The sequence below is a fragment of the Dactylosporangium sp. NPDC051485 genome, assembly GCF_040682015.1.
Taxonomy (GTDB): Bacteria; Actinomycetota; Actinomycetes; order Mycobacteriales; family Micromonosporaceae; genus Dactylosporangium.
Genome location: NZ_JBFAZW010000024.1, coordinates 97,055 through 109,147, shown reverse-complemented (window position 1 = coordinate 109,147; position 12,093 = coordinate 97,055). Strand labels below are relative to the sequence as shown.

Sequence of the window (12,093 nt, the reverse complement as noted above, 5' to 3'; positions counted from 1 at the left end):
AGCGCACCGCCCACCGGTACGTCTCCAGCGCACAGAACGCCGCCTGCGGGATCTGCATCGCCGCGCGGCAGCACGCCTCGTAGTCGCGGTACTCCACGGCCCGCAGCCAGTCCTGCGACGGGCCCACCAGGTAGTCCGGCCGCCACAGCCCCAGCAGCGGTACCACAACGGCCTCCGGCGCCCCCAGGAAGAACCCGGCGACGTCGTACGGCGTGCCCGGCCGCCCCGCCTCGAGGTCCTCCGCCACGCGGGCGTGGTCGCGGGCGTGGCGTAGCCAGGACGGCGGCGAGTATCGCGCCCAGGCCTCCCGCTCACCCGGCGCCCAGTCGAGCGCGACCGGGTCGGTGCAGGTCAGCCCGGCGACCACCACGGGCTTGGCCGGCTTCGCGGCGCGGGCCCACGGCGGGTCGGCCAGCAGCGGCGGCAGCGCCTCCTGCGGGGCCTCGGTGACGGCGTCGAGCCGGTCGGTGATCGCCGTGAGCCGCCGGGCCGCCGCGTCGGGAAGCTCTGCCGCCACCTCACGGGCCGCGTCGCGGTGCCGGATCGCGAGCGCCCGCAGCAGCTCGGCGAGGTAGGCCCCGCGCGGCCCGGTGCCCGGCTCGGTCGCGAGCAGCCGCATGGCCCGCCGCGGGAACCGCTCGGCGGCCTCGGTCAGCGCCGGGCGCACGTCCCGCTCCTCGGCCCGCTGGGCGAGGGTCCGGAAGGCTTCGTCGTGCGGTACCGCCGCGATCGCCGACAGCAGCGGAGGCCGGTCGTCGCCCCAGGCGGCGTCCAGGGCGAGCAGCTCCAGCAGCACCGGCAGCCCGTCGGCGCCCAGCCCCTCGGCGAGCGTGCAGAGATGCTCCGCCGAGCCGATCAGGTGCCGGGCGACGTGGCCGGCGAACAGCGGCCGCGCCTGCTCGGGCCGGGTGATGCAGGCGGTGAGCAGCAGGTTGGTCCACTCGGCGTTGCCCCCGGCCGCGGTGGCGTCGATGTCCCGCCGGACCCAATCCTCCTGGGTCGGGGCCAGGAAGGTGGCGACCACCTGCTGGTGCGGGGCCGGCTTGCCGGCGCGCATCCGACCCAGCGCCTCCACCGCCGCCGCATAGTCGTCCTCCGGCGCGGTCGCCATCGCCAGCCGCAGCCGGTGCAGCAGCGTCGTGACGGCCGAGCCGTCCCAGTGCCGGGGCGGCCGGTCCCGCCCGTGCCGCGGCATCGGCGCCGGCCCGATCACGGCCCCGCGTTGCTCGTGGGCGTTGGGGAAGCGCAGGTCGACCAGCTCCACCGCGGCACACACGGCGAAGGCCAGCCCCCGGCCGCTCACCCAGTCGTCGGCCACCGCCCACGGGGGTGCGGTCGGCCAGCGCTCCTTCCGCGCGAGCAGCAGCGCCCCGACGGCCGCGACCCCCAGCGGGGCCGGGTCGTGCGCGCCGTCGAGCACGGCGAGCCCCGCCGCGCCGACGTCCGGGGGCGTGCCCCGGTGCTCCAGGGTCTCTCGCCCGTCCGGAAGCACCTCCTGGAGCTTCTTCGCCACGATGTCCGCCGCGTCCGGATCGGGCGTGTAGCCGACGGGTGCGCCGCCGCGGCGGGGCAGCAGCTTGCGCCGCCACGCATCGGGTGTGACGTACCTGTCCTCGCTCATCGCCGCGCCTCTCGTTCCGCCGGGGTGTGATGCCGGGGTGGGTACCGACGGGCGACACGATAGCGAGCCCCACCGACATTTTTCGGCGGCGGAGGCCGCGAGCTGCGCGGATGCCGGGTCTGACCGGACGTGCCCGGCAAAGTTGCCAAATGGGGAAAATCGGATCCCAGGAAAAGTGTCGTACCCGCCTGTTACACCAGAGTCATGGGATTGCGGACCGTACGCGGGGTGAGCGTCGAAGCGGCGCTCCGGATGGTTCTCATGCTGCCCGAGGTCGACGAGCGCCAGCACGGCAACCACGTCGGCTTCCGGGTGCGGGACAAGGCTTTCGCATACCTGTGCGCCGACGACTGGACGATGCTCGTGAAGGCGTCCAGGGAGGATCAGGCCGCGCTGGTCGAGGACGACCCGCGCGCCTACAAGAAGGCCCACACGTCCGGCCGGATCAGTTGGGTGCAGGTGCGGCTGCGCAAGGCGCACGAGGACGAGCTGGCCGACCTGATCACCGAGGCCTGGAGGATGACGGCGCCGCGGCTCATCGTGGCGCGAGCGGAGCTGCCGTTGTGCTGATGCCGTTTCTTGAAACTGCCGCAGTTGTACGTCACGTCACGGCCTTGCCACCGACCGCGCAACGGCCGGCCTGAACCTGCCGCGGGCCTGACCCCGGCGCGGCGCCCTCCTACCCACGCCGGGCAGGCCCGGGCGCGACACCCGGACGCCGCGGCCGGACTCCAGGGGCCACGACGGAGCCAGACCGGCGCAGAAGCCCACGCCGGCAGGGGGCGAGCGCGAGACCACAGCGCGAGGCCGATGGGTAGGCCGGGCAGGAGCACGGGGAGCCCGATCGTGGGCGGGAAGGGGGCGCGGACGAGCGCGGGCGGGGACCAGGCCCGCGTGGACGGGCGAGGACCAGGCCCGGCATGGACGGGCGCGGGCGCGACGCGGGCGATGGCAGACGCGGACGAGCTCGGGCGCACGCGCGGCGCGGGCCCGGCGCAGGCGTGCGCAGGCCCCGGACGCGCTCGGGCACGGCGGACGCGGACCCGGCGCGGACGAGCGCGGGCCCGGACGAGCGCGGCGGCAGCTGGGCGCGGCTTTGCACCGTCGTCGGTGTTGACGCGCGGCGCGCACGGAATCAGGGATCTCCGTGCGGCGCAGGGTTCGGGCGGCCTGTGGTTCAGTCGATGACGGAGAGGACAGTGGAGATCAGGCCGGCGGCAAGGGAAGCACGCAGTTGTCCGTGGGCATGCGCCAGGACAGGTCCCCCGGCGGCGCGGAAGTGCACCCCAGGGGGACCCGAAGTGCACCGTGGGACGGCTCAGGTGGGCGAGGGAGCTGCCGATCGCAGCGGGCGTGGAAGTTCGGGTGCTCGGGGGCATCGAGATCATTGAGGGTGCGCCAGGGGGTGAGCGGCGGCTGACCGGGGACGATCTGCCTCGGCGGGCGCGGCAGGTGCTCGGGGTGCTCGCGGCTCGGCACGATCGGGTGCAGTCCAAGGATGCGCTGGCCGACGCGGTCTGGGGGGAAGAGCTTCCCGGCAATCATGCGGCGGCGCTCGAGCACTACGTGTCGGTGCTGCGCCGGGTGCTGCAGCCGGGCGTGCCCACGGCGCGGTCGTTCATCGTGACGCGGGCCGGCGGGTACGTGTTCGCCACCGATCGGGCGCGGCTGGACCTGGCCGAGCTGCGGGTGGCGGCGCGGGTGGCCGAGGCCGAGCCCGGGCGGGTCGACGTGCGCGAGGAGGTCGTGCGGCTGGCGCGGGACCTGCCGTTTGCCGAGGACGAGTACGCCGACTGGGCCGCACCCGCGCGGGCCGAGGTGCGCAGTGTGCTGGTCGGGGCGCTGCTGGACCTCGCGGAGCACGCGCTGCAACGAGACCCTGGGCGGGCGCAGCGGCTGAGCCGGGAGGCGGTGGAGCTGGAGCCGTTCGCCGAGCGGGGGTACCGGCTGGCCATGCGGGCCGGGGCGGCGCTCGGGCGGCCCGAAGAGGTCATCCGGTGGTACGACCGGTGCCGCGGCGCGCTCGCCGAAGGGCTCGGGATCGCGCCGGCCGGTGAGACCTCCGGGCTGCGGGAGTCGCTGCTGTCGGGGCTGGAGAGCGGGCCGCCGGCGTACGAGCGGCGGCGCGGGGACCGGCGCAAGGCCGAGACACGCGCGCGGCTGGCCGTTGTCCGCGAGCTCCCGGCCGCCAACAGCGAAGGCGGCAAACGCAGCGAATACGGCGAACGCGAAGACGCCCAACACGGCGAACGCGAAGACCGCGAACGCGGCGAACAACGCGAACGCAGCAAGGGCGGTGAACAACGCGAAGGCGGCGCGGGGAAGGGGTTCGCCGGGCGCGGGGCCGAGCTGGCGGCGCTGGCTGACGGGCCCGGTGCGGTACACGTGGTCGGGCCGGCCGGGGCGGGGAAGTCCGCGCTGCTCGGGCGGCTTCGCGAGCTGCACCCCGGGCGCGTCGGGCTCGGGCGCGGGCCGGGGCCCGGCGGGGCGCTGCGGCTCGGATGGCTGCGCACCACGCTGCACCAGCTCGGCGCGCCGGCGGACGAGGTGCTCGACGCGGCGATGGGCGAACGCAGGCACCTGCGGCCGGCCGAGCTGGACGGGATCTTGGAGCTGCTGCGGTACCACGCAACCCTGAGCCCCATCGTCGCCATCGACGACGCGGAGCACCTCGACGCCGACTCCGTGGCCGAGCTGCGCTGGCTGCGGGAGCGCGGGGTGCGGGTGGTGGTGTCGTACCGCTACCCGTCCGCGATCGCCGAACGCCCCCTCGGCGCGCTCGACGCCGACCTGGTGCTGCGCCTGGCGCCGCTCGGCGACGCCGATCTCGAGCCGGAGGTGCTCGAGGCCAGCGGCGGCATTCCCGCGCTGGTCGCGGCCGGGCGGGACCTGCCGGCGGACCTGGCCGGGGAGGTGGCGATGCACCTGGCCCGGCAGCGTACGCGCTGGATGCCGCCGGCCGCCTGGGAGATCCTGCGGCTGACCGCGGCGCTCGGGTCGCTGCGGGTCGAGCAGCTGGCCGCGGCGGGCGGGCTGGAGCTCGACGACGTGCTCGGGGCCGTCGACCGGCTGGTGCACGCGCACCTGCTGGTGGAGGGGCCCGGCGGGCACGTGCGGCATCGCAGCGGGCTGGTCCGGGCCGCGGTCGCCGCCCAGGTGTCCGCCGCCCGCGGGCATCACCTGCGCGCCCGGCTCGCCTGAAGGCCAACAGACCGGACATCTCCGGCATTAAGGGCCAGTGACGGCAACGACATTGCGCGCGGCACCCGTCGGCCTTATGTTGTTCTCAGTTCGAGAAATACTCGAAGTGAGAAGGACACGGGCCATGACGAACGATGATGACGACTTCCTCGCCGGCTACGACCCGCGCGCCTTCCCGCCGGTGGCGGTCACCGTCGATGTCGTCGCGTTCACCATCCGCGACGGGCGGCTGCACGTGCTGCTCGTGCGGCGCGCCGCGCCGCCGCAGCAGGACGCGTGGGCGCTGCCCGGCGGGTTCGTCGGCGAGTGGGAGGACCTGCCCACGGCCGCGGCCCGGGAGCTGGCCGAGGAGACCGGCGTCGCCACCGCGCACCGGCGGCTGCACCTGGAGCAGCTGGCCACGTACGGCACGCCCGACCGCGACCCGCGCATGCGGATCGTCTCGGTCGCCTACCTGGCCTTCGCGCCGCACCTGCCCGACCCGGTGGCCGGCAGCGACGCGCGGGCGGCGGCCTGGATGCCGATGGACGACCTGCCCACGCCGCTGGCCTTCGACCACGCCACGATCCTCGCCGACGGGCTCGACCGGGCCCGCTCCAAGCTGGAGTACTCGCCGCTGGCGACCAGGTTCGTCGGCGAGGAGTTCACGATCGCCGAGCTGCGGGCCGTGTACGAGACGGTGTGGGGCGAGCCGCTGCACGCCGGGAACTTCCACCGCAAGGTGCTCTCCGTGCCCGGCTTCGTGGAGAGCACCGGGGCCACCACCGAGCGCGGGGGCGCCCGCGGCGGACCCCGGGCCAAGCTCTACCGGGCCGGGGACGCCCAGCTGCTGCACCCCGCCCTGCTGATGCCCAGCCGGGAGGACACGGTGCGATGAACACCGACGAGGCCATCGCGCTGGTCGAGGGGGCCAGCGCGCAGGAGCTGTTCGGCGGGGCCGACGCGCACCAGCGGTACCTGCGGCTGGCCCGGCTGGTCCACCCGGACGCCGCCGGGCCGCGGGGCACCAAGGCCTTCACGCGCCTGGCCGAGCTGTGGCGCAGCCGCGGGACGATCCGCAGCGGGCGCGGGGTGTACTCCACCGCCGTCCTCGACCACCGCGGCGACCTGGCCAACCTGTACAAGGTGCCGGAGGGCCATCTGAAGCTGGTCCGCGACCCGTCCTGCAACGACCTCATGGCCCGCGAGGCCGCCGCCCTGCGCCGCCTGGCCGAGCACGGCGACCCGCGGTACCTGCCGTACGTGCCGCGGCTCGTGGACGCGTTTCGCCACAAGACGGACAAGGTGTACCGCGGCAACGTCATCGGGGTCTCGGCCACCAACCTGCACAGCCTGGCCGAGGTCCAGCAGCGGCGGCCGGACGGGCTCGACCCGCGCGACGCCGCGTGGATGTGGCGGCGGCTGCTGGTCGCGCTCGGGCTGGCGCACCGGGCGGGGGTGATCCACGGCGCGGTACTGCCGGAGCACGTCCTCATCGAGCCCGACGAGCACGGCGTGGTGCTCGTCGACTGGTGCTACAGCGCGAGCGCCCCCGGCGAGCGGATCGCCGCGATCGTGCCCCGCCACCGCGACCGGTACCCCGCCGAGGTCCTCGACCGCGGCACCCCGGGTCCGTACACCGACCTGGCCATGGCGGCCGGCCTGATGTCCGGGCTGATGGGCGAGCGCGCACCGAAGGCGCTGCGCCGCTTCGCCGACGGCTGCCGGCTCGCCTCGCCCCGTCAGCGGCCGGACGACGCCTGGGGGCTGCTGGCCGAGCTCGACGAGCTGCTGCACCGGCTGTACGGCCCCCGCAAGTTCCGACCGTTCACCATCTGATCCAGCACTGGAGGTACACCATGGGCAGTGGATCCTGGTCGACCGACGTCTATGACGCCGCCGACCGCTACCGGCGCACCACCGGCACGAGCGCCTTCGCCTACAGCGATTCCGGCGCCAGTACCGTGCACAAGGCCCTCGACCCGAAGGGCGTCGCCCTGCGCGAGAGCCGCGACTCCGACGAGCACCCCGAGTCGGTCGCCATCGCGGTGCTGTTCGACGTGACCGGCTCGATGGGCTCCGTCCCGCGCGTGCTGCAGCAGAAGCTCCCCAAGCTGCTCGGCCTGCTGCTGCGCAAGGGCTACGCCCAGGACCCGCAGATCCTCTTCGGCGCGATCGGCGACGCCACCTGCGACCGCGCGCCGCTGCAGATCGGGCAGTTCGAGTCGGACAACCGCCTCGACGACAACCTCGGCCGGTTCCTGCTCGAGGGCGGCGGGGGCGGCCAGATGACCGAGTCGTACGAGCTGGCGCTCTATTTCATGGCCCGGCACACCAGCATCGACTGCTACGAGAAGCGGGGCCGGCGCGGGTACCTGTTCATCATCGGCGACGAGCACGCCTACCCGCGGGTCAAGCCGGCCGAGGTGCGCAAGGTCATCGGCGACCGGCTCGGCGAGGCGATCGACCTGCGGGCCATCGTCGACGAGGTCCGGCGCACCTGGGATACGTACTACATCCTGCCCGCCGGCTCGTCGTACGCGGGCAACACGACCATCCTCGACTTCTGGCGGGACCTGCTCGGCCAGAACGTGATCGCCCTCGACGACCTCGACGCGGTCTGCGAGACGATCGCGCTGACCGTCGGCCTCGGCGAGGACCGCATCGACCTCGACGAGGGCCTCGCCGACCTGGACGAGATCGGCTCGGCCGCGGCCGGCACGGTGGGCAAGGCCCTCGCGCGCATCGGCGGCGACCGTGCCCCGGCCGCGACCGGCGCCACCCCCACCGACCTGGCCGGCCCGGTCAGCGTCGAGCGGCTGTAGGACCCGCGGTGCGGCACGTCATCGTCGTCGACCTCGGCTTCGGCGACTGCGGCAAGGGCACGGTGGTGGACTTCCTGTGCGCGACGCGGGAGGTCCACACCGTGGTCCGGTTCAACGGCGGCGCCCAGGCCGCGCACACCGTGGTCCTGCCCGACGGGCGCAAGCACACGTTCGCCCAGTTCGGCGCGGGCTCGCTGCGCCCCGGCGTGCGCACCCACCTGTCCCGGTTCATGGTCGTCGACCCGCTGTCGCTGGTCGCCGAGGCGGATCACCTGATCGCGCTGGGGGTCCACGACGTCTGGCGGCGGCTGAGCGTGGATCGCGCCGCGCTCATCTCCACGCCGTACCACCGCGAGGCCAACCGGGCCAAGGAGCTGGCCCGGGGCGTGGACCGGCACGGCTCCTGCGGGATGGGCGTCGGCGAGACGATGGCATACGCGCTGCGGTACCCCGGCGACGCCCCCCGCGCCGGCGATTGTGCGTCGCCGGCGGAACTGCGGCGCAAGCTCACCCTGCTGCGCCGCCGCCTGGGCGTCGCCGGGCCGCCGGTGGAGGCGTGCCTGCCCGCCTACGAGGGGTTCGCGGCCACGGCCCGGCTGGTGGACGGCTTCACCCCGGCGGGACCGTGCGTGTTCGAGGGGGCGCAGGGGGTACTGCTGGACGAGTGGCACGGCTTCCACCCGTACACGACGTGGAGCACCACCACCTTCGCCAACGCCGAGGAACTGCTCGGCGGCGCGCCGGCCTACCGGCTCGGCGTGCTGCGGACCGTGACCACCCGGCACGGCGCCGGCCCGTTGCCGACCGAGGACGCGTCGCTGGGCATCACCGACCCGAACAACCCCGCCGACGCCTGGCAGGGCCCGTTCCGGGTGGGGCACTTCGACGCGCCGCTGCACCGCTACGCGCTGGCGGCCTGCGGCGGCGTGGACGGCCTGGCCCTCACCCACCTGGACCTGGGCGTCCGCGCGATGTGCCGCTCCTACGTGGCGGACCCGCTGCGCGTCGGGCCGCCCGGCGACCTGCCCCGGCAGGAGGCGATGAGCCGCGCCCTGTGCGCCGTCGAGCCCGTGTACGCGCAGGTCACCGACTGGGTCGACGCCGTGGAGTCGTCCCTCGGCGCCCCGGTCGTCCTGGAGTCGTGGGGCCCCACGGCGGCGGACAAGGTCCTGAAATCGCCCCTCAGTCGCACCACACCGGAACCTCAGCCCGCCGTGTGATCCTCTGCCCATGGTGATGGGGACAGCCCGCGAGGCGATCAGGGTGGTCACGGTGGCCGCGGCGGCCGGCGTGGCCGCGGGTGGCGCGCTCGGCATCCTGGGCCCGTCGTTCGCCGAGGCCGGCCCGCCGGCGCCCGCGCCCGCCCGGGCCGCCCCGGTGATCGTGACCAGCCTGGACCTGCTGGGCGGCCGTCGGCTGGAGGTCAGCCTGCGCTTCACCAACACGGGCCGGGCCGTCGCGCACCTCGACCCGGCCGCGATCACGGTGACCGCGGACGGCGCCGAGCTGCCGGGACTGGCCTCGCCCGGGTCCCGGGTCGTGGACCTGCCGCCGGGGGCCTCGGTGGACGAGACCGTGGCGTTCGCGGCGCCGCCGGCCTCGGCGGCGCTCGCGGTCACGCTCCCGGACGGGCAGCGCCTCCCCCTCGTGCGCTGAGCTCAGCGCCCAGCCGTCACTCGGGGCGGGGACGCTCCCTGCGCACGACGGGCCGCCGGCCCTTCAGGGTCGTCCGGCGCAGGGTGTCGATCACCTCGTCGACGGCGCCGTCGGGCACCTCGACCAGTGCGAAGCGGTCGGCGATCTCGATGGCGCCGATGTCGCGCCCGGTCAGGCTCGACTCGCCGGTGATCGCCCCGACCAGGTCCTGCGGGCGGATGCCGGCCGCCCGGCCCGCTCCGACGAAGAGCCGCGTCATGCCGCCGGTCGGCGCGCGCCGCCCGCCCGTCTCGCGCCCGCGCGGCCGTCGGTCGGTGTCGCGCACGCTGACCCGCCGGCCGGGGCGGTCCTCGGTGTCGCGGGGCTGCCGCAGCGGTACCTCGGGAATCTCCTCCTCGTCCGAGTCCCCCACCCCGGAGGACTCGTGCGCCAGCTTGACCGCGGCGAGCGCGATCTCCATCGGGTCGAACTCCTCGGACAGGGACTCCACGACGACGCGGAAGCGCTCCAGGCCGGCCTCGGCGATGAGGCTCTCGTGCAGCCTCGCGCGGGTCAGCTCCAGCCGCCGGGCCCGCAGGTCGGCGACCGAGGGGACCTTCTCGACGTGGATGCGCTGCTTGGTGATCCGCTCGATGGTCTTGAGCATCCGGTGCTCGCGCGGCTCGGCGAGGGTGATGGCGACGCCCTCGCGGCCGGCACGGCCGACGCGCCCGATGCGGTGCACGTAGGACTCCGGCGCCGACGGCACGTCGTAGTTCACCACGTGGGTGAGGTGCTCGACGTCGAGGCCGCGGGCGGCGACGTCGGTGGCGACGAGGAGGTCGGCGGTGCCGTTGCGCAGCCGGGCCATCACCCGGTCGCGCTGCTCCTGCCCCATGCCACCGTGCAGGGCCTCGGCGCGGTAGCCCCGCCCGTTCAGCGTCTCGGTGAGCTGGTCGACCTCGTCGCGGGTGCGGCAGAAGACGATCGCCGCGCCCGGGGCCTCGACGTCGAGCACGCGGCCCAGCGCCGCCGGCTTGTGCGCCCGCGGTACCACATACGCCACCTGCCGCACCAGGGGAGCCTCGCCGGCGGGGGTGGGCTCGCGGCCGATCTGGATGCGCACCGGGTCGTTGAGGTGGCTGCGGGCCAGGCCGTCGATGCGCGGGGGCATCGTCGCCGAGAACAGCACGGTCTGGCGGTCCTCGGGAGTCTCCTGCAGGATCGCCTCGATGTCCTCGGCGAAGCCCATGTCGAGCATCTCGTCGGCCTCGTCGAGCACGACGACGTGCAGGTCGTGCAGGCGCAGCGTGCCGCGGCCGAGGTGGTCCAGGGCCCGGCCCGGGGTGGCCACGACCACGTCGACGCCGAACTCGAGGGAGCGCAGCTGCCGGCCGATGGGCTGGCCGCCGTAGATGGGCAGCACCCGGACGCCCAGATCCTTGCCGTAGCGGTGGATGGCCTCGGAGACCTGCACCGCGAGCTCCCGCGTCGGCACGAGCACGAGCGCGGACGGGTTGTCACCCCCGGGCGCGGGCAGTCGCTGCAGCAGCGGCAGCGAGAAGGCGGCGGTCTTGCCGGTGCCGGTGGCGGCCTGGCCGAGCAGGTCCCGGCCGGCGAGCATGGGCGGGATCGCCTCACGCTGGATCGGCGTGGGCTCCTCATAACCCAGGCCGTTGATCGCCTTGAGCAGCTCGTCGCGCAGCCCGAGCTCGGCGAAGCCGATGATGTCCTCTTCGTCGGTCACGGGATCCGCTCCTCACTCGGCAGTGCAACCCATCTAGCATCCCAAACGCCCGAACCGCCCCCGGTGGCGCGGTAGCCATCTGTGATCTGCGACCGGTTACGGTTTCCCGATGCCGGACGATCCGAACCCCGACGCCGACGATTGGCGCGCCCAGCGGGCCCGGGCGGTCGCCCACCACGGCGCCGAGCTGGACCGCCGCCGGGCCGCCGAGGCCGACCGGGCGCGGGCCATGATCGCCGAGTTCGCCGCCGCCGCCCGCGAGGCCGGCCTGGCCCCCGAGCCCCTGCGCGCCCGCTCCTACGGCGGGCGCTCCTACCGGACGTCACTCAAGGGTTGGTACCTCGACCAGGCCCGCACCATCGCGGTCTCCACCGACGGCGAGTACTACTCCCTGCTGGTCCCGGCGTCCGCCACGGCCTGGCTGACCGGCGCCGACGTGTCGCCGCAGCCGCCGCGCCTGATCATCGGCGAGGGCGCCCGCGACGGCGAGTCCATCCCGCTGGCCACCCTGCTGCAGCGGCTCCTGGGCCGTTAGTTCGTCCGGATGTACGGCGGGGGAACCTCCTCGGTCAGCCAGACGCCGTTGTCGGAGCGGTAGAAGGCGTGCCCGTCGCGGCGCATCTGCCCGGCCAGCACGCTGAGGATGACGATCGCCCCGCCGCGGCGCGCCCCGACCCGCCGCGCCGTCTCGGTGTCGGGCGAGAGGTGCACGTGGTGCCGCCCGCCCTTGTTGAGGCCGGTGGCCTGGATCGAGGCCAGGGCCGCCGCCCCGGTGCCGTGGAAGAGCAGCTCCGGCGGCTCGGCCTCGGCCAGCCCCAGCTCGACGGGGACGGAGTGCCCCTGGTTGGCCCGGATCCGCTCCACCCCGTCGTCGCCGGTGGCGATCGCGAAGCGCTGCTTGTCGTTGCCGCCCACCACGGCGTCGAGCGTCCTGCGGTCGATGCCCATGGCCGCGAGGAACTTCGCGACGGGGACCCACCCGGCCGCGTCGAGCGTGATGCCGACCCGATCCGGCGCGTGCCGCAGCGCCTTCGACATCCGCTTACTGATCTTGACTAGTTGGCTGTGTTCCATATCGCTTCCGA

10 protein-coding genes and 1 pseudogene are annotated in these 12,093 nt (G+C 74.8%); 8 read left to right on the top strand and 3 right to left on the bottom strand.

Going from position 1 to position 12,093, the window contains the following annotated elements; genetic code table 11:
- A pseudogene (locus tag AB0M46_RS16745) lies at positions 1-109 on the bottom strand (alpha/beta hydrolase); the annotation flags it as partial.
- 1,740 nt (positions 110-1,849) lie between these two features.
- Here AB0M46_RS16745 and AB0M46_RS16740 point away from each other — a divergent pair.
- The 7 genes from AB0M46_RS16740 (at position 1,850) to AB0M46_RS16710 (ending at position 9,282) form a co-directional block, all read left to right on the top strand.
- Entirely contained in the window at positions 1,850-2,191 is a 342-nt protein-coding gene (locus tag AB0M46_RS16740) for an MmcQ/YjbR family DNA-binding protein (RefSeq protein ID WP_363336787.1), read from the top strand.
- A gap of 795 nt (positions 2,192-2,986) precedes the next feature.
- Positions 2,987-4,822, top strand: coding sequence for a winged helix-turn-helix domain-containing protein (locus AB0M46_RS16735; RefSeq protein ID WP_363336785.1), 1,836 nt, complete (start codon positions 2,987-2,989; stop codon positions 4,820-4,822).
- 124 nt (positions 4,823-4,946) lie between these two features.
- A complete protein-coding gene (locus AB0M46_RS16730; RefSeq protein WP_363336783.1) occupies positions 4,947-5,699 on the top strand; it encodes an NUDIX domain-containing protein in 753 nt (250 codons plus the stop codon).
- Positions 5,696-6,640 carry a lipopolysaccharide kinase InaA family protein gene (locus tag AB0M46_RS16725; RefSeq protein ID WP_363336781.1) on the top strand — a complete coding sequence of 315 codons (945 nt, stop codon included), beginning with the start codon at positions 5,696-5,698 and terminating at the stop codon, positions 6,638-6,640. Before AB0M46_RS16730 ends, AB0M46_RS16725 begins: the two co-directional genes overlap by 4 nt.
- Before the next feature lie 20 nt (positions 6,641-6,660).
- Entirely contained in the window at positions 6,661-7,626 is a 966-nt protein-coding gene (locus AB0M46_RS16720) for a hypothetical protein (RefSeq protein WP_363336779.1), read from the top strand.
- Positions 7,627-7,634: 8 nt separating this feature from the next.
- A complete protein-coding gene (locus AB0M46_RS16715) occupies positions 7,635-8,846 on the top strand; it encodes an adenylosuccinate synthetase (protein ID WP_363336777.1) in 1,212 nt (403 codons plus the stop codon).
- Between the two features lie 10 nt (positions 8,847-8,856).
- Positions 8,857-9,282, top strand: coding sequence for a hypothetical protein (locus AB0M46_RS16710; RefSeq protein WP_363336775.1), 426 nt, complete (start codon positions 8,857-8,859; stop codon positions 9,280-9,282).
- Between the two features lie 16 nt (positions 9,283-9,298).
- Here the strand turns inward: AB0M46_RS16710 and AB0M46_RS16705 are convergent, their stop codons facing one another.
- Positions 9,299-11,008, bottom strand: a complete 1,710-nt coding sequence (locus tag AB0M46_RS16705) for a DEAD/DEAH box helicase (RefSeq protein ID WP_363336773.1) — start codon at positions 11,006-11,008, stop codon at positions 9,299-9,301.
- 109 nt (positions 11,009-11,117) lie between these two features.
- Between AB0M46_RS16705 and AB0M46_RS16700 the strand changes: the two genes are divergently transcribed.
- The gene (locus tag AB0M46_RS16700) at positions 11,118-11,543 is read left to right on the top strand and encodes a hypothetical protein (RefSeq protein ID WP_363336771.1); all 426 of its coding nucleotides are present in this window, start codon (positions 11,118-11,120) and stop codon (positions 11,541-11,543) included.
- On the opposite strand, the gene AB0M46_RS16695 is transcribed toward AB0M46_RS16700, so the two are convergent.
- Positions 11,540-12,082, bottom strand: a complete 543-nt coding sequence (locus AB0M46_RS16695; protein ID WP_363336769.1) for an RNA 2'-phosphotransferase — start codon at positions 12,080-12,082, stop codon at positions 11,540-11,542. The genes AB0M46_RS16700 and AB0M46_RS16695 overlap by 4 nt on opposite strands.
- Between the last annotated feature and the right edge of the window lie 11 nt (positions 12,083-12,093).